26 protein-coding genes are annotated in these 26,900 nt (G+C 66.9%); 13 read left to right on the top strand and 13 right to left on the bottom strand.

The genetic code is table 11. The features are described 5' to 3' along the window. The 4 genes from eno to ACE3SG_RS09550 form a co-directional block, all read right to left on the bottom strand. Positions 1 to 968 (bottom strand): phosphopyruvate hydratase (gene eno / locus ACE3SG_RS09565; RefSeq protein ID WP_374564470.1); only part of this gene is annotated, 968 nt, incomplete at its 3' end. Positions 969 to 1,063: 95 nt separating this feature from the next. Then, on the bottom strand, positions 1,064 to 1,369 hold the full coding sequence (locus tag ACE3SG_RS09560) for a DUF1330 domain-containing protein (RefSeq protein WP_374564468.1): 306 nt from the start codon (positions 1,367 to 1,369) through the stop codon (positions 1,064 to 1,066). A gap of 13 nt (positions 1,370 to 1,382) precedes the next feature. After that, on the bottom strand, positions 1,383 to 2,240 hold the full coding sequence (gene kdsA / locus ACE3SG_RS09555) for a 3-deoxy-8-phosphooctulonate synthase (protein WP_374564466.1): 858 nt from the start codon (positions 2,238 to 2,240) through the stop codon (positions 1,383 to 1,385). A gap of 17 nt (positions 2,241 to 2,257) precedes the next feature. Beyond that, on the bottom strand, positions 2,258 to 3,928 hold the full coding sequence (locus ACE3SG_RS09550; RefSeq protein ID WP_374564464.1) for a CTP synthase: 1,671 nt from the start codon (positions 3,926 to 3,928) through the stop codon (positions 2,258 to 2,260). A 137-nt stretch (positions 3,929 to 4,065) separates the two neighbouring features. On the opposite strand from ACE3SG_RS09550, the gene ACE3SG_RS09545 reads away from it, so the two are divergent. Then, entirely contained in the window at positions 4,066 to 4,464 is a 399-nt protein-coding gene (locus ACE3SG_RS09545) for a 4a-hydroxytetrahydrobiopterin dehydratase (protein ID WP_374564462.1), read from the top strand. Positions 4,465 to 4,482: 18 nt separating this feature from the next. On the opposite strand, the gene ACE3SG_RS09540 is transcribed toward ACE3SG_RS09545, so the two are convergent. From ACE3SG_RS09540 to ACE3SG_RS09530, 3 genes are all read right to left on the bottom strand, one after another. After that, positions 4,483 to 5,277 (bottom strand): alpha/beta fold hydrolase, encoded by a 795-nt coding sequence (locus ACE3SG_RS09540; RefSeq protein WP_374564460.1) that lies wholly within the window; start codon positions 5,275 to 5,277, stop codon positions 4,483 to 4,485. Beyond that, positions 5,274 to 6,098: a peptidase gene (locus ACE3SG_RS09535; RefSeq protein ID WP_374564458.1), complete on the bottom strand. Its 825-nt coding sequence runs from the start codon at positions 6,096 to 6,098 to the stop codon at positions 5,274 to 5,276. The genes ACE3SG_RS09540 and ACE3SG_RS09535 overlap by 4 nt, the downstream gene beginning before the upstream one ends. A 168-nt stretch (positions 6,099 to 6,266) precedes the next feature. Then, on the bottom strand, positions 6,267 to 7,049 hold the full coding sequence (locus ACE3SG_RS09530) for a TolB family protein (RefSeq protein WP_374564456.1): 783 nt from the start codon (positions 7,047 to 7,049) through the stop codon (positions 6,267 to 6,269). A 58-nt stretch (positions 7,050 to 7,107) separates the two neighbouring features. Between ACE3SG_RS09530 and ACE3SG_RS09525 the strand changes: the two genes are divergently transcribed. Together ACE3SG_RS09525 and ACE3SG_RS09520 are read left to right on the top strand one after the other, a co-directional pair. Next, entirely contained in the window at positions 7,108 to 7,365 is a 258-nt protein-coding gene (locus ACE3SG_RS09525; protein ID WP_374564454.1) for a hypothetical protein, read from the top strand. A gap of 144 nt (positions 7,366 to 7,509) precedes the next feature. Beyond that, the gene (locus ACE3SG_RS09520) at positions 7,510 to 8,181 is read left to right on the top strand and encodes a hypothetical protein (RefSeq protein ID WP_374564452.1); all 672 of its coding nucleotides are present in this window, start codon (positions 7,510 to 7,512) and stop codon (positions 8,179 to 8,181) included. A gap of 7 nt (positions 8,182 to 8,188) precedes the next feature. On the opposite strand, the gene mutS is transcribed toward ACE3SG_RS09520, so the two are convergent. After that, on the bottom strand, positions 8,189 to 10,816 hold the full coding sequence (gene mutS / locus ACE3SG_RS09515) for a DNA mismatch repair protein MutS (RefSeq protein WP_374564450.1): 2,628 nt from the start codon (positions 10,814 to 10,816) through the stop codon (positions 8,189 to 8,191). A 147-nt stretch (positions 10,817 to 10,963) separates the two neighbouring features. On the opposite strand from mutS, the gene ACE3SG_RS09510 reads away from it, so the two are divergent. The 7 genes from ACE3SG_RS09510 (at position 10,964) to ACE3SG_RS09480 (ending at position 19,340) form a co-directional block, all read left to right on the top strand. After that, a complete protein-coding gene (locus ACE3SG_RS09510; RefSeq protein WP_374564448.1) occupies positions 10,964 to 12,286 on the top strand; it encodes a tyrosine-type recombinase/integrase in 1,323 nt (440 codons plus the stop codon). 775 nt (positions 12,287 to 13,061) lie between these two features. Then, positions 13,062 to 13,856, top strand: coding sequence for a hypothetical protein (locus tag ACE3SG_RS09505; RefSeq protein WP_374564447.1), 795 nt, complete (start codon positions 13,062 to 13,064; stop codon positions 13,854 to 13,856). A 157-nt stretch (positions 13,857 to 14,013) separates the two neighbouring features. Continuing rightward, the gene (locus ACE3SG_RS09500) at positions 14,014 to 14,304 is read left to right on the top strand and encodes a helix-turn-helix transcriptional regulator (RefSeq protein WP_374564445.1); all 291 of its coding nucleotides are present in this window, start codon (positions 14,014 to 14,016) and stop codon (positions 14,302 to 14,304) included. Next, positions 14,301 to 14,816: a hypothetical protein gene (locus ACE3SG_RS09495; protein ID WP_374564443.1), complete on the top strand. Its 516-nt coding sequence runs from the start codon at positions 14,301 to 14,303 to the stop codon at positions 14,814 to 14,816. The genes ACE3SG_RS09500 and ACE3SG_RS09495 overlap by 4 nt, the downstream gene beginning before the upstream one ends. 662 nt (positions 14,817 to 15,478) lie before the next feature. Continuing rightward, on the top strand, positions 15,479 to 15,766 hold the full coding sequence (locus tag ACE3SG_RS09490; protein ID WP_374564441.1) for a hypothetical protein: 288 nt from the start codon (positions 15,479 to 15,481) through the stop codon (positions 15,764 to 15,766). 54 nt (positions 15,767 to 15,820) lie between these two features. Next, entirely contained in the window at positions 15,821 to 18,817 is a 2,997-nt protein-coding gene (locus tag ACE3SG_RS09485; RefSeq protein ID WP_374564439.1) for a DUF927 domain-containing protein, read from the top strand. 19 nt (positions 18,818 to 18,836) lie between these two features. Further along, positions 18,837 to 19,340, top strand: a complete 504-nt coding sequence (locus ACE3SG_RS09480; RefSeq protein WP_374564438.1) for a hypothetical protein — start codon at positions 18,837 to 18,839, stop codon at positions 19,338 to 19,340. 24 nt (positions 19,341 to 19,364) lie between these two features. Here ACE3SG_RS09480 and ACE3SG_RS09475 read toward each other — a convergent pair whose 3' ends face one another. Together ACE3SG_RS09475 and ACE3SG_RS09470 are read right to left on the bottom strand one after the other, a co-directional pair. Beyond that, complete coding sequence (locus tag ACE3SG_RS09475) at positions 19,365 to 19,979, bottom strand: hypothetical protein (RefSeq protein WP_374564436.1); 615 nt, start codon at positions 19,977 to 19,979, stop codon at positions 19,365 to 19,367. Positions 19,980 to 20,012: 33 nt separating this feature from the next. Continuing rightward, a complete protein-coding gene (locus ACE3SG_RS09470) occupies positions 20,013 to 21,770 on the bottom strand; it encodes a restriction endonuclease (protein ID WP_374564435.1) in 1,758 nt (585 codons plus the stop codon). A gap of 363 nt (positions 21,771 to 22,133) precedes the next feature. On the opposite strand from ACE3SG_RS09470, the gene ACE3SG_RS09465 reads away from it, so the two are divergent. After that, positions 22,134 to 22,763, top strand: coding sequence for a recombinase family protein (locus ACE3SG_RS09465; protein ID WP_374564433.1), 630 nt, complete (start codon positions 22,134 to 22,136; stop codon positions 22,761 to 22,763). A gap of 169 nt (positions 22,764 to 22,932) precedes the next feature. Here the strand turns inward: ACE3SG_RS09465 and ACE3SG_RS09460 are convergent, their stop codons facing one another. Then, positions 22,933 to 23,859 carry an inositol monophosphatase family protein gene (locus ACE3SG_RS09460; RefSeq protein WP_374564431.1) on the bottom strand — a complete coding sequence of 309 codons (927 nt, stop codon included), beginning with the start codon at positions 23,857 to 23,859 and terminating at the stop codon, positions 22,933 to 22,935. 130 nt (positions 23,860 to 23,989) lie between these two features. Here ACE3SG_RS09460 and ACE3SG_RS09455 point away from each other — a divergent pair, with 130 nt between their 5' ends. Together ACE3SG_RS09455 and cysE are read left to right on the top strand one after the other, a co-directional pair. Further along, on the top strand, positions 23,990 to 24,754 hold the full coding sequence (locus ACE3SG_RS09455; RefSeq protein ID WP_374564429.1) for an RNA methyltransferase: 765 nt from the start codon (positions 23,990 to 23,992) through the stop codon (positions 24,752 to 24,754). A gap of 51 nt (positions 24,755 to 24,805) precedes the next feature. Further along, on the top strand, positions 24,806 to 25,585 hold the full coding sequence (gene cysE, locus ACE3SG_RS09450; RefSeq protein ID WP_374564428.1) for a serine O-acetyltransferase: 780 nt from the start codon (positions 24,806 to 24,808) through the stop codon (positions 25,583 to 25,585). 60 nt (positions 25,586 to 25,645) lie between these two features. Here cysE and mog read toward each other — a convergent pair whose 3' ends face one another. Continuing rightward, complete coding sequence (mog, locus tag ACE3SG_RS09445; RefSeq protein WP_374564426.1) at positions 25,646 to 26,236, bottom strand: molybdopterin adenylyltransferase; 591 nt, start codon at positions 26,234 to 26,236, stop codon at positions 25,646 to 25,648. After that, positions 26,229 to 26,834 carry a ribosome biogenesis factor YjgA gene (yjgA, locus tag ACE3SG_RS09440; protein WP_374564424.1) on the bottom strand — a complete coding sequence of 202 codons (606 nt, stop codon included), beginning with the start codon at positions 26,832 to 26,834 and terminating at the stop codon, positions 26,229 to 26,231. Before yjgA ends, mog begins: the two co-directional genes overlap by 8 nt. Positions 26,835 to 26,900: the final 66 nt, after the last annotated feature.

Here is a 26,900-nt window from a genome sequence, read left to right as displayed (position 1 = left end):
TTCAGGATCTTGGTGTTGGTGACGAACAGGTCGTCGCCCACCAGCTGCACCTTCTTGCCCAGGCGTTCGGTCAGGTGCTTCCAGCCGTCCCAGTCGCCTTCGTGCATGCCGTCTTCGATCGAGATGATCGGGTACTTGTCGACCCAGGTCGCCAGGATGTCGGTCCACTCGGTGGCCGACAGCACCAGGCCTTCGCCTTTGAGGTGGTACTTGCCGTCTTTGTAGAACTCGCTGGCGGCGCAATCGAGGCCGATGGCGATTTGCGAGCCGGCCGTGAAGCCGGCCTTGTCGATCGCTTCGAGGATCAGCTGGATCGCCGCTTCGTGGCTGGGCAGGTTGGGCGCGAAGCCGCCTTCGTCGCCGACGGTGGTGCTCATGCCCTTGGCGTCGATGATCTTCTTCAGCGCGTGGAAGACCTCGGCACCGTAGCGCAGCGCTTCGCGAAAGCTCGGCGCGCCCACCGGGATGATCATGAACTCTTGCAGGTCCAGGCTGTTGTTCGCGTGGGCGCCGCCGTTGATGACGTTCATCATCGGCACCGGCAGCTGTACACCACCCATGCCGCCGAAGTAGCGGTACAGCGGCAGGCCCGACTCTTCAGCCGCCGCGCGCGCCACGGCCATCGAGACGGCCAGCATCGCGTTGGCGCCCAGGCGGCTCTTGTTGTCGGTGCCGTCGAGGTCGATCAGCGTCTTGTCGAGAAAGGCCTGCTCGGACGCGTCCAGGCCCAGCACGGCTTCGCTGATGTCGTTGTTGATGTTCTGGACGGCCTTCAGCACGCCCTTGCCGAGGTAGCGGCTCTTGTCGCCGTCACGCAGCTCGATCGCTTCGCGCGAACCGGTGGACGCGCCCGACGGCACGGCCGCGCGGCCCAGGGTGCCGCTTTCGAGCAGCACGTCGCATTCGACGGTGGGGTTGCCGCGGCTGTCGAGGATCTCGCGGCCGACGATGTCAACAATGGCACTCATTCAGTCTCACTCCAAGTCAATAACAAATCGCGGCGGCAGGATGCCGGAAATCCGTTACCTGCGCGCATCAAGTTCTGGGTGGGGCAGGGTACGCCTCAGACGACCCCTTCGAAGCCTTCGACGAGCACCATGTTGAAGTACTCGGTCGCGCCGAGGCGCTTCTGGCGGATCTGGGTGTACTGGGCGTCGTCGTAGAAGGCCTTGGCCTTCTCGTAGCTGGGAAAGCGCAGCACGGCGACGCGGTGCGGGTTCCATTCGCCCTCGAGCGTTTCATGCTTGCCGCCGCGCACCAGGTACTCGCCGCCAAAGGCCTTCACGGCCGCCGGCGCTTCGGCCATGTACTGCTTGTAGCGCTCCGGGTCGCTGATGTTCATCGTGACGAGCAGGTAGCCATAGGCCATCGGTCCGGCTCCTTCAGCAGGAAAAATCGTTCTCGAGCAAAGGCTTGCTCTTGATCACGCGGTCCAGCGCGACCAGTTGTTCCAGCAGCGCGGCCATGTGCTTCAGCGGCACGGCGTTCGGGCCGTCGGACAGGGCGTTGGCCGGGTCGGGGTGGGTTTCCATGAACAGGCCCGCCACGCCGACCGCCACGCCCGCGCGCGCCAGCACCGGCACGAACTCGCGCTGGCCGCCCGAGCTGGTGCCCTGGCCGCCGGGCAGTTGCACCGAGTGGGTCACGTCGAAGACGACCGGCGCGCCGGTCTCGCGCATGATCGCCAGGCTGCGCATGTCGGAGACGAGGTTGTTGTAGCCGAAGCTGGCGCCACGCTCGCAGGCCATGAAGCGGTCTTCGCTCAGGCCTGCTTCGCGCGCGGCGGCGCGGGCCTTGTCGATCACGTTCTTCATGTCGCCAGGGGCGAGGAACTGGCCCTTCTTGATGTTCACTGGCTTGCCGCTCTTGGCCACGGCGTGGATGAAATCGGTCTGGCGGCACAGGAAGGCCGGGGTCTGCAGCACATCGACGACCTTGGCCACCTCGGCAATCTCGGCCTCGCTGTGCACGTCGGTCAGCACCGGCACGCCCAGCTCGCGCTTGACCTTGGCCAGGATCTCCAGCCCACGCTCCATGCCGGGGCCGCGGAACGAGGTGCCGCTGGAGCGGTTGGCCTTGTCGTAGCTGGACTTGAAGATGAACGGGATGCCCAGCTTGCTGGTCATTTCCTTCAGCCGGCCGGCCACGTCCATCTGCAGCTGTTCGCTTTCGACCACGCAGGGGCCGGCGATCAGGAAGAACGGCTTGTCGAGGCCGACATCGAAGCCACACAGTTTCATGGGGTCCTTTCGCCGGCTTAGGCCGCGGCCTTCTGGTTGCTGCGCGTGGCCTGGTGGGCCAGCGCGGCCTTGATGTAGCTGATGAACAGCGGGTGGCCGCCCCACGGGGTCGACTTGAATTCGGGGTGGAACTGCACGCCGACGAACCACGGGTGGGTGTCGCGCGGCAGCTCGACCATTTCGGTGAGTTTCTCGCGCTGGGTGATGGCCGAGATCACCAGGCCAGCCTGCTGCAGGCGGTCGAGGTAACGCTCGTTGGCCTCGTAGCGGTGGCGGTGGCGCTCGGTCACGACCGGGCCGTAGATCTCGTGCGCCAGCGTGCCGGGCTTGACGTCGGAGCTTTGCGCGCCCAGGCGCATCGTGCCGCCGAGATCGGAGTTGGCGTCGCGCTTCTGGATCGAGCCGTCACGGTCTTGCCATTCGTCGATCAGCGCGATCACCGGGTGCGCGGTGTCGGGGTCGAACTCGGTCGAGTTCGCGCCGTCGAGGTCGGCCATGTGGCGGGCGTATTCGATCGTCGCGACCTGCATGCCCAGGCAGATGCCGAGGTAGGGCACGCCGTGCTCGCGGGCGAATTGCGCCGCGTGGATCTTGCCCTCGACGCCACGCTTGCCGAAGCCGCCGGGCACCAGCACCGCGTCGACCTTGGCCAGCTGCACGTCGGCCTGGCCGTCGGTCAGCGTCTCGGCGTCGATGTACTCGATCTTGACGCGCACGTGGTTGTGCAGGCCGGCATGGCGCAGCGCCTCGTTCAGCGACTTGTAGCTGTCCGACAGGTCGGTGTACTTGCCGCACATGCCGATCGTCACCTCGCCGCGCGGGTGCTCGACCTCGTGCACCAGGGTGTCCCAGCGGCGCAGGTCGGCTGGGCGGGTGAGCGACTGCAGCTTCATGCAGATCATCTCGTCCAGGCCCTGCTCGTGCAGCATGCGGGGCACCTTGTAGATGGTGTCCACGTCCCACATCGAGATCACGCCGTGCTGCGGCACGTTGGTGAACAGCGAAATCTTCTCGCGCTCGTCGTCGGGGATCGGCCGGTCGGCGCGGCACAGCAGCGCGTCGGGCTGGATACCGATCTCGCGCAGCTTCTGCACCGTGTGCTGGGTCGGCTTGGTCTTCAGCTCGCCGGCGGCGGCGATCCACGGCACGTAGGTGAGGTGGACGAAGGCGGTGTGCGTCGGGCCCAGCTTCAGGCTCATCTGGCGCACGGCTTCGAGGAACGGCAGCGATTCGATGTCGCCCACCGTGCCGCCGATCTCGACGATCGCCACGTCGACCGCGTCGGGCGTGCCGACGCCGGCGCCGCGCTTGACGTAGTCCTGGATCTCGTTGGTGACGTGCGGGATGACCTGCACCGTCTTGCCCAGGTAGTCGCCGCGGCGCTCTTTCTCGAGCACCGACTTGTAGATCTGGCCGGTCGTGAAGTTGTTGCTGCGCTTCATCCGGGTGGTGATGAAGCGCTCGTAGTGGCCGAGGTCGAGGTCGGTTTCAGCGCCGTCGTCGGTGACGAACACCTCGCCATGCTGGAAGGGCGACATCGTGCCCGGGTCCACGTTGAGGTACGGGTCCAGCTTGATCAGGGTGACTTTGAGGCCGCGCGATTCGAGGATCGCGGCGAGTGATGCTGACGCGATGCCCTTGCCGAGAGAGGACACCACACCGCCGGTGACGAAGACGAACTTGGTCATGTCAAAAAGCACTCCGGCAGGCCGGGGGATCGGCCAGGCTCAGGAGTGCCGTGGTGGTAAAGCGTGATTATACGGGTCGGCTCGGCGGGGCGCTCTCATGGCTGCCCCCAAGGGCCACCACCTGCCGGAGAGCGCCCATGCCCAGCGACCCCAACCACCAGCGCCTCGCCCCGCTGCACGACGATGAATTGGCCGCCCGCCTGGCGCGCGAACTGCCGGGCTGGCGGCTGGCCGATGGCGCGATCGAGCGCTCGATCGACACCGCCGGCTGGCGCGCCACGCTGATGGTCGTCAACGCCGTCGGCCACCTGGCCGAGGCCGCCTGGCACCACCCATCGCTCGAGGTGGACTACGCACGGGTCGTCGTGCGGCTGTGGACCCACGATGCGAACGGCATCACCGAGCGCGACCTGGCGCTGGCCAGGAAGATCGACGAGGTGGTGCTGTGGCGGCCGGGCCGCGAAGCCGGCTCGCCGCTCGAGGGGCCGCCCGAGGGGGACCCCCGCCACGCCTACATCGTGCACCCGGCGCGTTGAGCCGGCTCGCGGGGGGCGTCAGGCCAGCAGCGCGAGCACCGCGTCGGCCGTGTCGTCCGGCCGCTCCATCGGGTACAGGTGGCTGCCTTCCATCCACTGGAAACGCTCTTTCGCCAGCGCGTGGGCGGCGGCCAGGCCGCCTTGCCGGGCCTCGACCGACTGGGTGCCGGCGATGAATGCCACCGGGCACTGCGGTGGATGGCGCTTCAGCACGCTGCCCATGTGGTGTGGCAGCGTGTCGTAGATGCGGGTTTCGACCGAGCGATGGAAGGCCAGCTCGACATGCCCGTCGCGCTCTTCGAAGCCGCTGGCCACGTAGTCGGCCAGCACACGATCGTCCCAGCGCGCAAAGACACTCTTGGCCTGGAAGTGCGCCAGCACCGCGGCACGGTCGGGCCACTGGTGGCGGCGCTGGCGCGACACCTTGCCGGGCGAGATGCGTGGCATCAGCCCGCTGCGCTTGAGCATCTGCACGCTGTGGGCGCGCCAGCCGGTGACCACCGGAGAGTCGAGCAGGACCAGGCGGGCGGCCAGGTCCGGCCGCTTGCAGGCGGCCAGCAGGCTGAGCAGGCCACCGAGCGAATGGCCGACCAGCAGGGCTGGGCCGCCGACCTCGGCCTCGATGAAATCGATCAACTGGTCGCGCAGCCCGCGCCAGTTGCTGGTCACCGGGTAGCGAGGATCGTGGCCGAAACGCTCGATCGCGTGCACCGGGTGGCCGGCGCTGCGCCAGCGCTCGAACAGCACCCGGTAGGTGCCAGCCGGGAAGCCGTTGGCGTGCGAGAAGACGATCGGCAGGGGCAGGGTGCTCAAACGATCTTCTCTTCGGGCCGGCCGATCTTGCGCATCGGCTCGTAGCGCTCGGACGGCGCGAGCAGTGGGTGCGTGGTGTCGGTGCCGTCCCAGTGTGGGTCGTCGATCGCCTCGAAGACCTCGCGCAGGCGCTGGCCCCAGGTGCCGCGGATCATGCGGAAGTAGGGGTTCTGGTCGTCGATGACGGCGATGTTGCTGCTCTGCAGCTTGCCTTCTTCGTAGACCAGCAGGTCCAGCGGCAGGCCGACCGACAGGTTCGATTTCAAGGTCGAGTCCATCGACACCAGCGCGCACTTGGCGGCTTCTTCGAGCGGCGTGGTGGGGGTGAGCACCCGGTCGAGGATCGGCTTGCCGTACTTGCTCTCGCCGATCTGGAAGAAGCAGGTCTCGCGCGTGGCCTCGATGAAGTTGCCGGCCGAGTAGATGTGGAACAACCGCATCGCCTCGCCCTTGATCTGCCCGCCGAAGATCATGTTGGAGTTGAAATCGACGCCGGCGTTGTGCAGCGCTGCCGCGTCCTGGTCGTACACGCGGCGCACCGCGGCACCCAGCACGCGGGTCGCGTCGAACATGCTCTTGGCGTTCCAGATCGTCAACGGCTCGCCGTCGCCGTTGGGCAGCTTCTCGACCTGCAGGATCTCGCGCACCGACTGCGAGATGCTCAGGTTGCCCGCCGACAGCAGCACCATGAAGCGATCACCGGGCTTCTCGTAGATGATCATCTTGCGGAAGGTGCTGATCGCGTCCAGGCCCGCGTTGGTGCGCGAATCCGACAAGAAGACCAGACCGGCGTTGAGCCGGATGCCGACACAGTAGGTCATGGGAACACCCGTCAATCCGGGAATCGTTGATCAGACGATTGTCCACACTTGGCGGGTGTTTGCAGCCGCGCCGTGAGGGGCGGATGGCTTCTTGGGGCCCGCGCGCCGCTGCGATGCAACAGGCGCGCGGATTGCTCCCTCCACCGTTTCAGCGCTCGGCGCCTGCCGTCAATCGGTCCACGCCATCAAGTCGCAACCGAGCGTGCGCTTGTCACCGTCACGGTTGCTCACCTCGAAGCTGAGGGCGTCGTGCGCCGCCGGCAGGGCGGTCACGTTGCGCGCCTCGGCGGGCACGTACCAGAGCTCGCAGGTGCCCATGCAGCCCATGCCGGTGCAGAAAAAACCGGTGTCCACGTCGAAGGCCAGGTAGCGGCCGTCGGGCGACCAGTGGGCGCCATAGCTCATCTTGGTCGTGGTGACGCGCTCGAGCCCGCTGCCGTCGAGGTTGGAGACCCAGATGTCGCTGTCGGGCGAGGGCTCGACGTCGTTCTGGATGCGCAGCGCCAGGCGGTTGCCCTGGCGGTTGGCCCAGGCGTCGATGAGGTAGTGGTGCGGGGGCAGGTTGAGCTGGCCGCTCGGCGTTTCGGTCTCGGGGCCGTCGAGCGCGCCGGTGCTGATCGCGCCTTGCTGGGTGATCCGCAGATAGCGGTTGTCGGGCAGCCAGGTGAACGCGTCATCGGCGGTGAATTGGCGCACGACCGTCATCGTGGGCAGGTCGATGAAGATCCAGTCGGCCGGCGAGATGGTGTCTGCGCCGAGCATCGCCGCGAGGATGGTCTTGCGTGGCGCAGGCCGTTCATTGCGCAGGTAGCCCTCTGCCGTGGCGCTGTAGAGCACGTTGCCCGACAGGTCCAGCACCCTCAGCGTACTGATGTCGTCGTCCATGTCGGTGATCGCGTATTGCTTGCCGTCTGGCCAGGGGTAGCCCCAGCCGTCGGCCGTGACCTGCACCGGCAGGCCGCCGCCGGGGAAGGCGATCTGCGTGCCGTCCCGGAAGTCGAGCGCGTAGTTGTCGTGCCACAGGCTGCCGGAGACCGGCGGGGGCGGCGGTGGAGACGGGGAGGGCGATGGTGACGGCGACGGGGATGGTGACGGTGAGGGCGATGGGGATGGTGACGGTGAGGGCGATGGCGAGGGTGATGGCGACGGCGGAGGCGCCGTGTTTCCCGTCGGCTCGCCACCGCCGCCACCGCCCCCACAAGCGCCGAGCGCGGCAGCGCAGATGACGGCGGTGGCCAGTGCGCGCAGGTGGCGCAGCTTGTCCTGACGGCCGGCGGGCGATTCGTATCTGTTCGTGTCCATAGACCTCCTTGGTTATGTCGGGCTGCTGATTGGTTGACAGCGAGGCCCGAAGCCTAGGCAGGCGACGGTTCAAATACCATGGTTGAAACTGAACCGTGGACCCGACCCGTTGAGCAACGACCACACCGACGACGTGCCCGAATGGACGCCGGCCGCCGACCTGGAGATCACCGACCCGGCGGCGGTCGAGATCCTGTGGCACCTCGAAAAGCGCGTGCACCTGAAGCCGTTCTTCGGCCAAAGCGCAGACCTGGCGTCCGCCGCCGAGCAACTGCACGTCAGCAAGACGGCGATGAGCTACTGGATCGGCCGCCTCGTGGATGTGGGCCTGATCCGGCTGGTGCGCGTCGAAAAAAGAGGCCGCCACCGCGTGCGCCACTACCGCTGCGTGGCCGATCGCCTTCGCGTGAGCCTGAAAGAGGCGCCACTGGCCAGCTACGAAGGCGTGCTCGACGATTTCACGCAGCGCTGGCAGGCCCAGGCGCGAGCCGCCATGGCGCGCTCACTGGCGAAGCAGGCGCCCGATCTGGAGCTGTGCATCGCCAACACCGGCGAAGCCGCCGGGCTGTTCACGACCATCCTGCCGCGGCCCGGTCGCCCGGCACCGCCGGACGACTTCATCCAGTACTGGGCCCGGCTCTGGCTGACCGACGACGAGACCCGCCAGTTGGCGAGCGAGCTGAATGCGCTGTATGACCGCTATGCCGCCTTGAGCGACAAGACCCGCAAGACCGTGCCGACGCTGATGCAGCTGACCCACGTGCGCGAGTCGCAGCGCTGAGCTTGGCTCAGGCGCCGCCTTTGATCTGCAACTGCTTCAGGCGGTACAGCGCGTCGAGCGCTTCGCGCGGGGTCAGGGTGTCCGGCTCGATGTGGGCCAGCGCCTCGTCCACCGCCGAGGCCACCGGCGCCGGTGCCGCCGGCGGCGCGGCGAACAGGTCGACCTGCGCATCGCGCTCGCGCGACTGGGCTTCGAGCGCTTCGAGCGCGGCCCGCGCCTGGCGGATCAGCGCCGGCGGCATGCCGGCCAGCCGCGCCACCTGCACGCCGTAGCTGCGGCTGGCGGGGCCGGGCTCGATGGCGTGCAGGAAGACGATGTCGTCGCCGCTTTCGGTGGCGCTGACGTGCAGGTTCAGCGCACGCTCGTGGCGGCGCGGAAACTCGGTCAGCTCGAAGTAGTGGGTGGCGAACAGGGTGAAGGCCTTGTTGCGGTCGTGCAGCTGGGTCGCGATCGCCGAGGCCAGCGCCAGGCCGTCGAAGGTCGAGGTGCCGCGGCCGATCTCGTCCATCAGCACCAGCGACTGCTCGGTCGCGCCGTGCACGATGGCCGCGGCCTCGGTCATCTCCATCATGAAGGTCGACTGCGCGTTGGCCAGGTCGTCGGCCGCGCCGATGCGGGTGTGGATGGCGTCGATCGGGCCCAGTCGGCAGGCCCTGGCCGGCACGTACGAGCCCATCGCCGCCAGCAGCACGATCAGCGCCACCTGGCGCATGAAGGTGCTCTTGCCGCCCATGTTGGGGCCGGTGATCACCAGCAGCCGGGTGCGGCTGTCGAGCCGGCAGTCGTTGGGGATGAACTCGGCACCACCGGTCTCGGCCAGGCGCGCCTGCACCACCGGGTGGCGGCCGGCGTCGATCTCGATGCACGGGTGGTTGACGAACTCAGGGCGGCACCAGTCGAGCGTGGCGGCGCGCTCGGCCAACGCGGCCAGCGCGTCCAGCGTGGCCAGCGCGCGGCCCAGGGCGGCCAGCGGCGCGAGCCAGTTCTGCAGCTGCTCCAGCAGTTGCTCGTAGAGCCACTTTTCGCGCGCCAGCGAGCGGTCTTGCGCCGACAACGCCTTGTCTTCGAAGGTCTTCAGCTCGGGCGTGATGAAGCGCTCGGCGTTCTTCATCGTCTGCCGGCGCTGGTAGTCGGCCGGCACCTTGTCCAGCCCCGACGCGGTGACCTCGATGTAGAAGCCATGCACGCGGTTGAACTGCACCCGCAGGTTGGCGATGCCGGTGCGGGCACGCTCGCGGGTTTCGAGGTCGATCAGGAAGGCGTCGCAGTTCTGGCCGATGGCACGCAGCTCGTCCAGCTCGGCGTCGAAGCCGGTGGCGATGACGCCACCGTCGCGCAGCAACACGGCGGGCTCTTCGGCGATGGCGCGGGTCAGCAGCTCGGCCACCGTGGGGTCGGGCGACAGCGCGGCGTGGCAGTCGTCCAGCAGCTTGCTGCCCTGCGGCGCGATGCTGCGCAGCGTGGGCAGGCTGGCCAGCGTCATGCGCAGGCCCGCGAGCTCGCGCGGGCGCACCTGGCGCAGGGCGATGCGCGAGACGATGCGCTCGACATCGCTGACCGAGCGCAGCGCGTCGCGCAGGGTGTCGAAGCCACTGGCCAGCAACTGGGCGATCGCGGCGTGGCGGGCATGGGCCTGGGTGCGATCGCGGGCCGGGTGCGTCAGCCAGTGGCGCAGCGCGCGGCTGCCCATGCCGCTGCGGCAGGTGTCCAGCAGCGACAGCAGCGTGGGCGCGCGCTCGCCGCGCAGGGTTTCGGTCAGTTCGAGGTTGCGGTGCGTGGCCGGCGGCAGCTCGAGCAGCTCGCTGGCGCGCTGCACGGTCAGCGTGTTGACGTGCGCCAGCGCGCGGCCCTGGGTGTGCTCGGCGTAGGCCAGCAGCGCGGCGGCGGCGGCGTGGGCCTGGCCCAGGTCCTGCGCGTTGAAGCCGGCCAGCGACGCCACCCGCAACTGCTCGCACAGCTTGCGCAGGCCCAGGCCCGTGTCGAACTGCCAGGCGGGCCGGGCGGTGAGGGTGCTCTTGGCCTGGCGCAGCGCCGGCGAAGGCGATTTGTCGATGCTGTCGCGGTCGATCAGGATCTCGGCCGGCGCCAGCCGGGCCAGCCAGCCCGGCAGCTCACGCTCGCCGCATTCGGCCAGGCCGAGCTGGCCGCTGGAAAGGCCCAGCCAGGCCAGGCCATAGGTGCTGCGTTGGCGGTGCACGGCCAGCAGCAGGGTGTCGGCGCGGTCGTCGAGCAGCTCGCTGTCGGTCACGGTGCCGGGCGTGACCACGCGCACCACCTTGCGCTCGACCGGGCCCTTGGCGGTGGCGACGTCGCCGACCTGTTCGGCCACGGCGACCGATTCGCCCAGCTTCAGCAGCCGGGCCAGGTAGTTCTCGACCGCATGCACCGGCACACCGGCCATCACCACCGGCTCGCCGGCGCTCTGGCCACGGGTGGTGAGCGTGATGTCGAGCAGCCGGTGGGCCTTGCGGGCGTCGTCGAAGAACACCTCGTAGAAATCGCCCATGCGGTAGAACACGAGCGTGTCCGGGTGCTCGGCCTTGATGCGCAGGTACTGCTGCATCATGGGGGTGTGAGCTGAGAAATCAGCCTGCGCAAGTGCTTGATTTTGCTGCTCTGATGGCGCGTAACTCATTGATCTAATGATGGTTTCTGGCTCGCGCAGCATTCAGAGATAACAAAATAGAACCCAACCGCAACACGTTCGCTATTGGCATTTTGGCGTAGGATTATTGGCACCGTATTTTCGAAGCTACGCTACGGCGTAGGTTTACTGAAAGCGATGCAATTCGACGCCCGCAAAGCCAAGGCGCTCAAGCCTAGCGATCATCTTACTTTGGAGGGTGCGCCAGGCCTGCGCCTGGAGGCCACCGAAACCAGGCGGGCGTGGATATACCGGTTCAAGAGCCCGGCAGACGGCCGCATGCGCCAGGTCAAGCTGGGGCAGTGGCCGGCCATGTCGCTCGCCGCTGCTCTGGGCGCCTGGGAGGCCATGAGGGCGGTGCGCGATGCCGGCCGTGACCCTGCGCAAGAGAAGCGGGCGGCGGCACACGCCGAGCGCGCCAAGCTGGCCAGCGGCCGAGCCGATGGGGCCGCCCTGACGGTGCAGCGCCTGTGCGAAGACTTCATCGAGCGCTTCGTGGCCGCGCGCCGCACACCCAAGGGGGTGGCCGAGCTGCGCGCTCTGTTCGCCCGCCGCGTCTATGGGCTGCCGCTGGCCAGGCGCCCGGCCGCGAGCGTGACGCGGGCCGATGCCTATGACCTGATCAGCTCGGCCGCAGGCACCCCGGTGGAGGCGGGCAACCTGCGCCGCGAGCTGGGGGCTGCATGGGACTACGGGCACGACTCGGGCCGGCTGGGCGACGAGGTGCCGAACTGGTGGCGCCTGGTCCTGCGGGGCAAGCTGGCCAGCAAGGGCAAGCTCGTCGGCCGCAAGGTGGTGGATGGCAAGCCGACAGGCGGGGCTCACCAGGGCGTGCAGAAGGTAGCGCTACGGCCTGGCCAGGTGGGTGAGGTGCTGCGCCACCTGCCGCACGTCAGCCGGCAGACGGCCGAGCTGCTGACGCTGTACCTCTGGACGGGATGCCGCGGGGCCGAGATCGTGGCGATCGAGGGCCGCGAGGTGGCCCAGGAAGCTGACGGCTGGTGGTGGACCATCCCTCGCCGGAAGCTGAAGATGGGCAAGCACCCGCTGGCCACGGACCTGCGGGTGCCGCTGATCGGCCGCGCGCTGGAGGTGGTGCGCGCCAGGATCGACCGCCATGGCGCCGGCTACCTCTACCCACCAGCGCGTGGCAAGGCCCCTCATGTGGACCAGAGCGTGGTCAGCGTGGCCGTCTGGTACCACATGCCCGGCTGCACGCTGCGGCCCGAGGCCGAGCGGGCGCGCTGGCCTGTGGAGGGCTGGACGCCGCACGACCTGCGCCGCACGGTGCGCACGCAGCTCACTGCGCTGGGCTGCCGCGACGACGTGGCAGAGGCGGTGCTGGGGCACCTGCAGGCCGGCGTGTCAGGGGTCTACAACCGGCATGCCTACGATGCTGAACGGAGAGAGTGGCTCACCAGGATTGACCGGGCGTGGGAAGCTGCCGCCGAACGGGCCTAGAAGACTCAGCGCCGCTGATGTGACACGGCAGGTAGCTTGCTGCAGCAGCGGCAGCCGGCCCGCGATGGCGGGTGGTGGTGGGCTCACCTTTCGCGCGAGTAGGCAGAAGGGGCAGGCGCCAGAGGAAAGCTGGGGCGGAACGCGTTGGCACAGCGGGGACACGGGGACAGTCGGCTTGAAGGTCGGCAGCCAGGTGGGTTTGCAGACCGATCGACAGGTCTGGCGATGGCGGGGACAAGGCGGGGACAGGGCGGGGACACGGGGACAGAGAGAGTGAGTGGGATCCTCTTCTCTTCTTGATTCCCACCTTTGCATTCACAGCTCGCTCACCAGGCGCCGGCCGACGAGTTACTTACCTTTGCCCTCATCGAGGGTGTGCAAGTGGTCGGCCGATCAAGGCGCTCTATCAGGTCGTGGGTCCTTCCCAGCAGGTTTCCTCCTGCGGGCACGAAACGGCGCGGAATCTCTCTAGTTTTCGGGATGCCTATGAGGTGCGTAAGAGGTAGCGGCCTGCATAGACAGCACCTATCGGGGTGGTGATGCGCCTTGCCCTGGCGGTAGGCGCCTTCCTGGCTGGACGCGCGGCGCGAAAAAGGACTGCCGCCCCGCGCCCGATGCGCGCGCCAACGGGATGGCAGGGGCTTCCTTGAATGGTCTGTCGTTCGTATCCTTGGCGGGCGCCGCGTCGGTGGCCCGCTGATCCCGGGCCAAGTGCCAGACCCTCCCCTGGTGGACGCGGCGCCTTCGTGTGGGAGATCACCGGTGAGGGGTGAAGGTGGAATTTCAGCCTAAGCACGATGCCTGCCGCTTTGGTCCGCTGTCACTGGACGGCACGGCTGCCGGGCAGCTTGTAAGCCTGGCGGACGTAGTTCGCTGGTGCATATTCAGCGGTAGTCCATTCCTCCAAGAGGCGGCAAAGTACGTGCTTGGTGTTGTGGAGTCGCAGCTCAAGGCGCGGCTGTACTTGACCCAGCCCGGCACGAGGGCGCAACTGGTGTCGGACGAAACAGTGATTACTCCCTCGGCGAGGGGCAGCTATGCCGTGGCCCCCGATCTGGATAGCGTCGAAGGGATCGATCAGTGTCGATGTCTACGCCTTGAGATTGCGGCACCACGCCCAGCCAAGAAAGGCGCTGCAGCCTTGCTGGGCCGGCTTCGCGCCAAATGGGCCTGCTCGCGTGCTCCCGATGACTTAGATGCCCGCGCCGCCGCTGCAGCTGGTGGCCAGGTCGCCATCTTGCAGACTGATGCTGCACGGTTGTTTGGCTATGGCGTGCGGGCCGAATCTTCTGTGCCTTCCACGATAGCGACCGTGCAGGGACAGTTGACCTCTGTTGCATCGCCCGTGGAGTCAGCCAACGAGGGCGAGCCAATGGCCAAGAGGAATGCCGATGCCATAGCCATGCTCAGAAAATTGCATAAAGAGGGGCGCAAGAGGGCACAGAAGATCGTTGCCGAAAAATTCAATGTTGCCGAGCGCACGGTGGGCAAGTGGAAGGCGAAGGTTGAAAAGCAGGAAGCCGAGGACCGGAAGGCGTCGGGATATTTGCAGCAACTCGGCGGCGCCTGAGGCTACCAAGCGGGGCCGACTTTCGGCCCTCATTGAGTCGGCACCACAGGGGGGCAACTAGGGCCGAAAGCCGGCCCGTTGCTTGAGGCAAGGGCCGACCGACAAACTGCGTTCCCATCAACCCGACACGGACGATTCAAGCGCCGTGCGGACTTCGATGGAGAACCCGCCCATGTCCCTTCCCCAACTTGTGCACTCGGCCCGTGAGGTGGTTCGGCGGGATCGCCTTATTCGGCTGCCCGAAGTCGAGCGAGTCACCAGCATTCGTAAGTCCACAATTTATTCCCTGATGTCTCAGACCCCGCCGGCGTTTCCGCGCTGCGTGCAGGTTACCCCTCGCTGCGTTGCCTGGCCAGAGTCCGCAGTGCTGCAGTGGGTGCAAGACCGTATCGCCCAGGCACAAGACGCGAGCGCGGCAGCGGCAGCGGCTCAGGGGGCCTCGCAATGAGCACCGCCGCCGACGCTTCGCTCGAAATTCGCCTGGCCGTCGACAGGATCTTGGACCATGCCGCCGCAGCAAATCGCTACGCTGCCCAGGCTGGCACAGACCTGCCTCAACAGACTGCGGCTCTTCTGGTGCAGGAAGCCTTGGCTGACGTGGAAGCAGCGGCCATGGTCATTGACGCAGCACTTGTGGCGGTTCTACCGCCAGTCAGCGCCGCCGTGCCTGCCGTGTTGACGAAACATCAACGCGAGTGGGCGTTGGCCATGGCCCGGCATGCGTTGAACGTGAGCCCGCCGCGTGTCTGTGCGCTCATCAGTGTCCCCACCGAGGCCGGCGACATGTCGGCGCTGGCCACCATGGAGTGGGGTGGCGGCGTGACCGTGAGGGTACGTGCGACCGGTGAAGAGGTGGCAAGGTCGGAACCGGGCAATCCTGATCGGCTGTTGATCCGGCCCGAAGGGAAGCAGGCCATGGTGTCTGCAAGTCGCCGGCCGAGTGGTGGTGGGCTGGAATGACCGCTTCACGCTTGCGCCCCCACGCGCTACACTGGCCGTGCCCCTGCTCATCAGGGGTCGGGTTTAGCAGCTCGGACAAGCAAGGCGCGCGGCCGCCTCAAGTGCGGCTTTTTCATGCGCGATTCTTCGCCCTAGGGGCGCCGTTTTCTATGGCGGCTCGGGCGGGGGAGCCTTCGGGCTCGCCGTTGCCTTGCTTACGGTCTGCTAACCCCGCTTCGAGCCGTCACCATCGTTTAGCAGCGAGGGCGACGGTCTGTGACCACAAGCAAGGAGCCCTCGCCATGGCTGGTATTCCCCTGGGCGCGCACGCGCCTCACCACCCCTCGCAACCCGGCGCCGAATGCGCTCGCGATCTTCGACTCGTCAAGCCGTCGCGCAAGCTGCGATTGCACGGGGCCTTCTCGTTGGCGGGTCATTCCGCTGCCGCGGTAACCAGCTCGCGTCGCGCTGGTGAGCGGTTTGGGGTGGCAATCCTGCTGCGTCAAGGCCTGTTCACGCACACGGCGCGCATGCAGCCCGCGCACGCCCGCGCCATAGCGCAGGCCCTGGACGCAGCCGCTACGGCCGCTGAAGCGGCCTCGCCGCTCGGTGCGGCGGCGATGGCTGGGGAGGCGTCATGAAAGGCGCCGCATTGAACGCCGCCGGCCCGGTCATTCCGGCCCGTGTCCTTTGCTGCCGTCATGGCCATGAGCCGCAAGAGTGCGGCCGGCGGCTATGACATCCCCTCTGGCGTGAACCCCGTTACCCAGTTGCACGAGGAAGAGATGGTCTTGCCCTCGCCGCTGGCCAATGCGGTGCGGCGCATGGCCGGCGAGGGGGAGGGCGGCGGCGCTGGTGGCGACACATACGCCCTTCAGGCCACGCCCTTGCCTGGCGGCTTCTGGATGGCGCATGAGTCCAGCTTTGTGCGCTTCTTCGAAACCCTGCAGCGCAACAAGCGCGTTCGCTGATCGTCACCAGCACACTTAAGCCACCCCTGCAGGGTGGCGACTGCAACTCGCACCATGCCCTCACGCAAGCCGGCCACCCCACGCCCAGTGCGCACCGTCACGCCTGACCTCGTGCGCTCGGCGCTGGCCAGCATTCCTCCGGACATCGGGCACGACGACCGCGCGCGGGTCTTCATGGCTTGCTGGGATGGCATTGGCGACACCGCGAAGGACCTGTGCCTTGATTGGGCAGCGCAGCGAGCCAAGGCTGACTCGGCCGAAGACTTGGCCATGTGGAAGAGCGTGCGCAAGCCAGGCAAGGTGAAGGTCGGCACGCTGTTCGGCATGGCCAAAGACCGTGGATTCAGGTTTCCGGAGCCGGACTGCCAGGCCGACGCCCGGCCCAGTCCTGAAGCCGAAGCCGAAGCCGAGCGGCTTGCTGCCGAGAAGCAGCGCCAGCACGAAGCCCAGGAGGCTGAGTACCGGCGCAGGGCAGACCGCGCCGCAAGCGACGCGACGGCGATGTGGGCGGAGGCCCGCGAGAGCGGAGCGGCGCCGTATCTGCGGCGCAAGGGCGTTCAAGGGCATGGTGTGCGCTACCTGGCGGACGGCACGCTGCTGGTGCCGTTGCGCGATGCGACAGGAGCGATTCAGAACCTGCAGCGCATCGCGCCTCGCAAGCCAACCGCCGACGAAGAGCATGCTGGGCAGGCGGAGAAGCGCTTCCTGCCGGGCGGGCGCAAGTCCGGCCTGTGGCACATGCTGGGCGAGCCGGATGGGGCGCCGGTGATCCTGCTGGCTGAGGGGTATGCCACGGGAGCCAGCGCGCACGAGTCCAGCGGGCGGCCCGTGGCCGTGGCGTTTGATGCCGGCAACCTGGTGCACGTGGCAAAGGCGTTGCGCACCCTGTTCCCGGCGGCGACGCTTCTCGTATGCGGCGATGACGATCGCGACACCGAGGCCAGGACCGGCAAGAACCCTGGCCGTGAGAAGGCTGCCAGCGCTGCGCGAGCCGCAGCAGTTGGCAGCGCGCTGGCCGGCGCTGTGTTTCCTGAGGGCCTGCCACCCGGCGGCAGCGACTTCAATGACCTGGCCGCACATGCCGGCCTTGACGCTGTGCGCCAGCAAATCGAGCGGGCGATCGAAAGCCCGGTCATCCCAAAGCCCCGGCGATGGGGCAAATCGGCCCATGGCGGTGCGATCGACGATGCGGATGGGGCTGGGCCTCACCCGAGCCCAAAAGACGCGCCTGACGAGCCGCCAAACACTGGCGGCATTGCCGGCGGGCAGGCCCGGGGCCGAGATCCGTTCGAGCTGACCGAGGATGGCGTCTACTTCGTCGCCCGCGATGCCGACGGCAACGAGAAGCCGCCGCTGTGGCTGTGCGCGCCGCTGCGCATCGGGGCCCGCACGCGAGCTGACGACACGAACGGCTGGGGCTGCCTGCTGGAGTTCCACGATCTGGACGGCAACGCCAAGACGTGGGCGATGCCGTCATCCCTGTTGAGCGGCGAGGGGGCCGAGTGGGCGGCCCGACTGCGGGACATGGGCCTGCAGATGGCGCCGGGTACGCGCGCCCGCAACCTGGTGGCGCAGTACATCGATACGCGCAACCCTGCTGAGCGCGTGACATGCACTGACCGCGTCGGTTGGCACCCCGGCGGTGTCTACGTGTTGCCTTCAGGATGCATCGGCAGCGTCGAAGGACGCCGCTATGTTTTCCAGAGTGAGAGCGGCATGGAAGACACTTTCCGCAGGGCTGGCACCCTCGCTGACTGGCAACGCAACGTCGGCGCGTTGTGCGAGGGCAATACGCGTTTGGTGTTCGCGCTAGGTTGTGCATTCGCCGGCCCGCTGCTGCGCCTGGCGGGCATGGAGAGTGGTGGCTTCCACCTTCGCGGCGATTCGAGCAAGGGCAAGACGACCGCGCTGAAGGTGGCTGCCAGTGTTTGGGGGCGCCCGAGCTACATGCAGCGCTGGCGCACGACCGACAACGCGCTGGAGGCTACGGCGGTGCAGCACTGCGACGGGCTGTTGATCTTGGATGAGATTGGTCAGGTCGACGGCCGTGTGGTGGGTGACTGCGCCTACCTGCTGGCCAACGAACAAGAGAAGGGCCGAGCGACTCGCAGCGGTCTCACCCGAAAGCGCCGCACCTGGCGCCTGCTGTTCCTGTCATCTGGCGAAAAGAGCATGGCCGATCACATGGCCGAGGCAGGGAAACGGGTGATGGCTGGCCAGGAGGTGCGCCTGGTCGACATCCCGCTAGATGCCGGCGCGGGCATGGGGGGCCTGGAATGCCTGCACGACCACGAGACCCCGGGCGGCCTCGCCGAGGCCATCACCAGCTCGGCGGCGCATCACTACGGTACAGCGGGCCGCGCGTGGATCGAATGGGCGGCTGCGCGGTGCGATGTCTTGCCCGAGCGCATCGGTGTGATGCTGGAGAAGCAGCGTGCGGCGATCGTGCCCGAAGCCGCCGCGGAACAGGTGCGCCGCGTTGGAGCTCGGTTTGCGCTGGTGGCGGTGGCCGGCGAACTGGCAATTGAGGCCGGCATAGCGCCCTGGCCGGCAGGACATGCCGCAGATGCCGCGCGGGCTTGCTTCAATGCGTGGCTCGGCGCTCGTGGGCACCTGGACAACGGCGAAGAGGCGGCGATGCTGCGCCAGGTGAAGGCGTATCTTGAGAAGAACGGCGATGCGCTGTTCACGTGGGCGCATCGCGCCATGGACGACCATCGCGGCAACACGCCGCTTCGCGTTGGATTCAAGCGGATGGTCAACGCGGACGGCGAGTTGGTGAAGCTTGATGCCGCAGCGGACTACATTGAGCGAAATGGCGGCGAGTGGAGGGAGCGGACAGACGCCCTGATCGAGTACCTCGTCTTGCCGGAGGCCTTCCGTCGTGACGTTGCAAGGGGTTTTGATTCGCAAGCGGTTGCCGGTCTGCTACGCCAGCGAGGACACCTCAAGCACGAGAAGGACCGACTGACGATAAAGCACCGCTTGCCGGGCATGGACAAGGCGCCTGTCTACCATATCAAGCCGAGCATCTTCTCCGACGACCTTTGACCCCCTTGGAGGACCATCAATGGCTGCTCATTCCGACCCGGCCAATTTGCGCCAAGCTCAGTCCGCCGAGCGTGAGCTCGTCGTCGAAACATCCATCTATGGATGGCTACGGTACGAAGGCACCGCTGACCAGCTCATTGCCGAAGGCCTCATTCCGAGGCACCTTGAGTGGCCGAGAGCCGCGGCCGAAAAGTGCTGGGAGGTTGGCGGCTTCGACTACTGCCTTTCCCGCAAGCGCCCGAAAGGGCACAAGGGATCGATGCGATCGTGGCTGGGGTTGGACAATTGGTGCGTCCGCATTCAGGTTTCCGGCCGAGACTGGAGGTGGTATCAAAGCCGGGTCATCAATCGCAAGGTGAAAGAACTGCAGGCCGAGATCATCCACCACCTTCAATCTGAGGCCGGCGGGAGCGAGTGGCACGTCAGCCAGGATCGTTACCGGATAGCGCGCTGCGATGTAGCGTTTCAAGCCTTCAAGTCCGGCCTACTGCCCAAGGCGCCGAAGCCGAAAGGCGTGCAGTAACGAGCGGTGGATTCTTCGCAGGACCTACGGCCTGTTGGTGGGGTCCCACCGTTGCCGAAAGTGGGCTCCCCATTCCGGATTGAAGTGCCTAACGTGTCGACCTGATGGAAGCTTGGCGCCTGACTCAAAAGCTTGGGCAATTGCCTCGTGGCTACCGCCCAACTTCTTCCAATGCAGCAGATGGGAATGCGGCCCGTAGCCGCTCCAATGGTTCTCTCGAAACTCAAACTGGCTGGCCGAGGGGTGGTGATCGCGCAACCCAGCGTAGAGAAGAAGCCAGCGCCTTCGCTCATCATCGACAAAGAGAAATCCGGTGCGAGCTTTGCGTTCGTCGGCAAACGCACGCAACTTTCGGGCAGCGGTTGCCGCCACACCTTCAAGAGCACGAGGCTCAGCGCCTGGCCGGGTGCCGCTTAACTGGCGCATGAGTTCAACCATCTGAGCCGGCTCCGGCACCTGGGCTTCTGGCAATGATTCCCAGTGCAATCGACGGACTTGAACGCCTCGGCCGGGCGCTGACTCAATCATGGCGCCGATGACGCCGGGTGAGGTGAACGCCCGATTGCAGTAGGCGTCAACCTCGCCCGTTCTCCGCAGATCTAAGGCGTCGAGCGTGAAGGGGTCGAATTGACCAGGCATCGAGATGGCGAAGCGTGTACGGCCGCCCGGTCGTCAGCTTCTTGGTGCCATACGCTTGGCTTCGTGAATATCGATGCGAGCCTTATGCCCGTGACGCTCAAGCATGTGCAGCAGGTTCGCGCCGCTCAGCAGCACCAAGGGCTTGCCATTTGCGAAGGCATAGGAATCCGGCCCAAAGTCCGAGGTTGTGACCAAAACGCCCTTTGTCGCGCCTTCGTTCAGAACGGTGCCATAGAGGTCGCGCACGGCGCTCACGCCGACCGTGTTGGTATAGCGCTTGGCCTGAATCACGATCTTGCCGCCTCGGATCGGGTCAGGGTCGAAGGCGACGGCATCAACCCCGCCATCCCGGCTCGCTTGAGTGACTTTTACTTCACCGCCATTAGCGGAGAACTCCTGTTCGAAGACCTCACGAATCAGGTGTTCGAAGTCCTCCCAATCCATCGCGGCGAGGTTGTCGCCTTCGGTCAGCGTCGAGGCGACCGCATAGCCGGCGACAAAGCGCGCATCGTCGCGCCGCAGCGGCATGATTGGTGGCACTGGTGACAGGCCATGTAGCTTTGAGCTGCCGACACCCTTCAGCGACTTGAAGCAGGCTTTCGGATCGACTTTCGCCAAGTCGATGGCAGCGAACTCTTCACGACCTGCGCGCAGCGAAAGCACGCATGCGGTGACCTGTTTCCCCTTGCCTCGGTCGATTGAGGTGACGATGCCGTTGAAGACGATGGATTGCAGCGCCCCTGCAGCATCTGCCTCGTACAGCTCGTGAATGGTTCGCAAGGCCACTTGATACAGCGCCTCGTCATAGGTCCTGGAGAGCTGTGCTTCGGTGACGTGTTGCTCCTCGAACTCGTCGCGCGTGGCGACGTACTTGACGCTCTTGAGCGTGGGCATGTCGTCCGGCGACGGCAGCACATAGTCCACGATGAGGTTGCCCGAGGCCGGGTCAAAGTCGAGGTCGAACTCTTGGGGGAAGTAGTCTGGGTACCTTGAGTTTGATAGCACCAGATCGCAATAGGCGATGACCGCATCGGCATTCTTGGACAGGTACGCCGCCCGCTGCTCATCGACTGCCTTGTGTGCAAGTGCCTGTTGTTCGAGGTAGGTACTGCGGCGCTGCTCCCACTCTTGAACCTCGATGGCAAGAGCTGCCTTCTGCCTGTCCAAAGCCTCATTGAAAGCGCGCATGGCCGCCGCGTGTTCGCGGTCGGCGGTCTCCCGTGTCTGCGCCCACTCCGCATGCTCTCGATCAAACTTGGCTTTCATCTCGGCGTTGCGCAAGGCTCGGCGCGAGGAAAAGAGCTTGTCCAGCAGGCTGAGTCTTGGTTGATACCGCAGGCCGCCAGGCTCAGGTTCGTGCGGGATTTGTCGCCGCTGAGGTTGAACGGGTTTGGTTCGAAGCTGAGGCTTCGCTTCGGCGAAAGGGGTCTTGTCTTTCAAGGTCTCCCAGTCGATCGCATCGTCGACGTCCAAGGTGGCCTGCAGCAACGTGGACAGTGCGGCCAGCTCAGCCTGCGCCTCTGCCGACTTCTCAAGGGCGAGCGCCTTCTGGCTCTCTTGGTGTTGCTTGCCCTGAAGCTTCTGACTGCGATCGTTGTCGCGCGCAGCGAGCGCCTGCCATCGCTCAGCCCATTCGGCGACTTGCAACTCGGCCTTGCGAATGACGATCTGTTGGTCGTCGCCTTTGATCAGGCGATGTTTCTTGAGGCCGTCGTGCCATAGCTCCAAGGAAAAGGACGCCTTGCCCCTCGCGCTGTAAGCGACGTTGAGCTGGCCGATTCGTGTCTCCATTGCTCTTGCCTCCCTGTCAGGTTCGCGCTGCCCCTCGCAAACGGTCTGACTCTTGTCCCCGCTTCTCTAGGGGCGCGGGGACATCCTACAGGCGAGCCGGTGACACAGAAAGCTAGGATTCATGCGGGTTTGCGGGCGCTGTCCCCGTGTCCCCGCTGGGTCCGTGAAAGAAACGGCCGACCCGAGGTTTCCTGCGGCGAGGCGGCGCTGTAGCGCGCAGCGCCCAGCTGTCAGGATGGGCTACACCCCAGCCGGACGGCTCGAATCAGCCTGCAATCTGTCCGACTAGGGTTGCGTTCAAAATTTCTTGACGCATTCTGTAAGAGTATCTAGAGTTCATCCTGACACTTTAGGGGATGAACGATGGCCAGGGCGAACAGCACCACCAAGCCGGCCGGCACACATCAAGCCGGCCAGCGCGTCGGCTATGTCCGCGTGTCGACTGTGGACCAGAACACCGCGCGGCAGCTCGACGGCGTAGCGCTCCACAAGGTATTCACGGACCACGCAAGCGGTGGCACTGCTGACCGGCCGCAGTTGGCCGAGGCGCTGCGCTACATCCGCGAGGGTGACTGCCTCGTGGTGCATTCCATGGATCGGCTCGCCCGCAACCTGGACGACCTTCGCCGCATCGTGCGCGAGCTGACAGGGCGAGGGGTGTCGGTCGAGTTCGTGAAGGAGGCTCAGACCTTCACGCCTGAGAGCACGAATCCGATGGCTCAGCTCATGCTGTCCATGCTCGGTGCGTTCGCCGAATTCGAGCGCTCGCTGATCCGCGAGCGGCAGCGGGAGGGCATCGCGATCGCGCGGCAAGACCCTGAGAAGTACCGCGGCAGGGCGCCAGCGCTAACACCTGAGCGAGCCGAGTTGCTGCGCGAAAAGGACCGGGAGCAGGGCGGCAAAGGACGCGCTGCCCTGGCGCGTGAGTTCGGTATCAGCCGCGAAACCCTTTATCAGTACCTTCGAGCTGAATCGTCGGCTACCGGCTCCTGAAAGCCCACGCTTGGCGGCCAGCGCGGGTCAAGTTCAGCGCTAGTTTCAGCGTAGGTTTACTGACGAATTGCCGAATTTCCCGAGGTGGAATACTGCTGCATCATGGGCGTGTGGGCACTGAAATCCTGCACCGGCAGGGTCTCGTTTTTCATGGGCTGACGGCCTTTGATCAGTCGGCCTGTTCGTCGCCGGCTTCGGCCTGCACGTCCTTCTTGCGCAGGCGCACCAGCTTGCGTTCCACCAGCGGGGCGTCCACCGGCGGCGGCGGGGCGACCGGCTCTTCGTCCTTGATGATGCGGGTGAAGGGCGACAGCAGCTGCACCAGCTGGCCGTAGACCTTGGGCGCGCCGGCCACCACCTCGCGCTGGTGCAAGAAGTCGGCCTCGCCGGTGAAGTTGCCGATCAGGCCACCGGCCTCGGTGATCATCAGCGAGCCCGCGGCCACGTCCCAGGGGTTCAGGCCGGTTTCGAAGAAACCGTCGTACCAGCCGGCGGCCACGTAGCACAGGTCCAGCGCGGCCGAGCCCGGGCGGCGCAGGCCGGCGCAATGCGGCGCCACGGCCTCGAACATCTTCAGGTAACGCTGGAAGTTGTCGCCCTTGCGGAACGGGAAACCGGTGCCGACCAGCGAGTCGGCCAGGCGGGTGCGCTTGGACACGCGCAGGCGCTTGTCGTTCAGGAAGGCGCCGCGGCCCTTGGAGGCCATGAACAGGTCGTTGCGCGTCGGGTCGTAGACAACGGCCTGCTCGACCTTGCCGCGGAACGACAGCGCGATCGAGATGCAGTAGACCGGCAGGCCGTGGATGAAGTTGGTGGTGCCATCGAGCGGGTCGATGATCCACAGGAAATCGCTGTGCTTGGCGCCGTGGGTGCGGCCCGATTCCTCGGCCAGGATGGCGTGGCCCGGGTAGGCCGTGAGGATGGTCTCGATGATCGCGGCTTCGGCCGCGTGGTCGACCTCGGTGACGAAGTCGTTCGCGCTCTTGGCGGTGACCTTGAGCAGGTCGACGTCCAGCGACGCCCGGTTGATGATCGCCCCCGCACTACGGGCCGCCTTGATGGCGATGTTCAGCATGGGATGGATGGATTGCGACATGGGCGACCTGAAAAAGCTGGACGAGAGCGGGGGAAGAACCGGGCTGGCAGAGGAAAAGAGCGGTCGGTGGGCGCCTTCGGCCTGCGTGCAGGCGGGACAATCCACGCGAAACCGCAGATTTTAGCCGCCCATGCCCGATTCGCCAGCCCCCGCCACGCCCGACGCCACACGTTTCGTGCTGATGAACACGAGCCACCCCGGCAACGTGGGCTCGGCGGCGCGGGCGATGAAGGTGATGGGCTTCTCGGACCTGGTGCTCGTGGCGCCGCGGTTCGACGACGTGCTGGCCCGCGAGGAGACGCTGGCGATGGCCAGCGGGGCGACCGATGTGCTGGCCGCCGCGCGCATCGCCGGCAGCCTGGCCGAGGCGCTGGCGGGCGTGGACTACGCCTGCGCCACCGCGATGACGCCGCGCGACTTCGGCCCGCCGACCTTTGCGCCGCGCGAGCGTTTCGCCAGCCTGGCCGGTGAAGGCCGCCGTGTCGCCTTCGTCTTCGGTGGCGAGCGGTTCGGCATGGCCAATGACGACGTCTACCGCTGCCATGCCTGCCTCAGCATCCCCACCGACCCGGCCTATGGCTCGCTGAACCTGGCCCAGGCGGTGCAGGTGCTGGCCTACGAGTGGCGCCAGGCGCTGGGCGGCTTCGCTGTCGAGGCGCGCACCGCGCCGGTGACCTGGGCCGACGGGGCCGCGGTGCAGGGGCTGCTGGCGCATTGGCAACAGGCGCTGGTCGAGATCGGCTTTCTCGACCCGGCCGCGCCGAAAAAGCTGGTGCCGCGCCTGAACCAGCTGGCCAACCGCGCCGCGTTGACCGCCGAGGAGGTGCACATCCTGCGCGGCATCGCCACCGCAATGCAGCGTGCCGCCAAAGCCCCAGGCCGCGAGCGGGGTTGAGCGGCATATAAACTCGATTGCCCTTTCACTAACCCACCAGATTGGACGCCCATGTTCGGACGCTTGCGCGAAGACATCGCCTGCATCCTCGAGCGCGACCCCGCGGCTCGCACGACCTGGGAGGTGTTGACCTGTTACCCGGGCCTGCATGCGCTGTTCTTGCACCGCCGCGCCCATTGGTGCTGGACCCACGGGCTGAAGTGGCTGGGCCGCTTCATTTCGCACATGAGCCGCTGGCTGACCGGCATCGAGATCCACCCCGGCGCGACGATGGGCCGGCGCGTCTTCATCGACCACGGCATGGGCATCGTCATCGGCGAGATGGCAGAGGTGGGTGATGGCTGCACGATCTACCAGGGCGTCACGCTCGGCGGCACCTCGCTCGTCAAGGGCGCCAAGCGCCACCCGACGCTGGAGGCCGGCGTGATCGTCGGCGCCAACGCGGCGGTGCTGGGCGGCTTCACCGTCGGTGCCGGCGCACGCGTGGGCTCGGGCGCGGTGGTGACCAAGCCGGTGCCGGCCGGTGCCACGGCGGTGGGCAACCCGGCGCGCATCATCGCGGCCGAGGTGGACGCCGCGCGCGAGGTGACGGCCGCCAAGATGGGCTTCTCGGCCTATGGCGTGACCAGCGGCGACGACCCGGTTGCCCAGGCGATGAAGGGCCTGATCGACAACGCTGGCTCGCACGAACACCAGATTGCGTTGCTGTGGCAGGCGATCGAGAAACTCTCGGCCCGTGCGCGCGAGCTGCCGAGCGAAGAATGTGTGCCGCAGGACGCGCACACCACCGAGAACTTCGACGCCGAGCGGCTGAACCGCCTCGTCAAGTAACCGGGCGGCGTCGGGCCGCCCCGAGCCGGCCGATTTCCCCGGGGACCGGCGCCGCTGGGGTCAGCGTCGTGCCGACTTGGGGCGAAACGCGTCGCAGACCGCCGGGTCGGTCTCGAGGTACGGGCCGCCGATCAGGTCGATGCAATAAGGCACCGCCGCGAAAATGCCGCCGGCCGGTGGGCTGGCGTGGGGCAGGCCTTCCAGCGTCTCGGCGATCGATTTCGGCTGCCCCGGCAGGTTGATGATCAGCGCCTTGCCGCGGATCACCGCCACCTGGCGCGACAAGATCGCGGTCGGCACGAAACGCAGGCCGATCGCGCGCATCTGCTCGCCGAAACCGGGCATCTCGCGGTCGGCCACGGCCAGCGTGGCTTCGGGCGTCACGTCGCGCGGGGCCGGGCCGGTGCCGCCGGTGGTCAGCACCAGGTTGCAGCCGGCCTGGTCGACCAGCTCGACCAGCGTGGCGCTGATCTGCGCCTGCTCGTCGGGAATCAGCCGCGGCTCCCACTGCACCGGGTTGCGCAGCGCGCGGCCCAGCCAGGCTTGCAGCGCCGGGATGCCCTTGTCTTCGTAGATGCCGCTGGAGGCGCGGTCGCTGATCGAGACCAGGCCGATGCGCACCGGCTCGAAGCCGGCGTGGGTGTCACTCATCGTCGTCGTCCTCGCCGGGTTCGCCGTCTTCGGGTTGCGGTGCCGCGGTGGCGGCCAGTGCCGTCTTGATCAGCTGGAACATTTCGCGGTAGCTGCGGCCATGGCGCTGCTCGGGCGCTTCGGCCTTGGCGTCTTTTCGGGCGGCGCGCACGAGGCTGCGCAGCTGCTGCGCGTCGGTCTCGGGAAAGTGGTTGAGCCAGCGGGTGATCGCATCGTCGCTGGCCAGCAGCTCTTCGCGCCAGCGCTCGGCCTCGTGCAAGGCCAGGGTTTCTTTGGCGCTGCCCAGCTTGGCGGCGGCCACCGCCTCGCGGATCGGGGCTTCGTCGGTCTGGCGCATCAGCTTGCCGATGAACTGCAGCTGGCGCCGCCGGCCCTCGTGTGACCGGGTGCGGCGGTATTCGGCCAGCGCGTCGCGCAGGGCCTCGGGCAGGTCCAGCTTGGCCACGCGCGATGCGGGCAGCTCGGACAGCTCTTGCCCCAGCGATTGCAGGCTGTGCATCTGGCGCTTGAGCGCCGACTTGCTGGGCCGGCCGGCGTCGTCTGCGTCGTCGTCGGGCTCGGGCGGGTTGTTGTCGTTGTCTTGGGGCGCTCGGCGCATGGGAATCGGCGACGTGAGGGGGTTGGTGAGGCTCGCTATGATTGTCCCGCAATTCAACGCGTTGCC

Origin of the sequence: Ideonella sp. (assembly GCF_041914305.1) — a bacterium.
Taxonomy (GTDB): domain Bacteria; phylum Pseudomonadota; class Gammaproteobacteria; order Burkholderiales; family Burkholderiaceae_C; genus Ideonella.
Note: the sequence above shows the minus strand (reverse complement) of the source record. Positions and strands in the feature narration are given on the sequence as shown.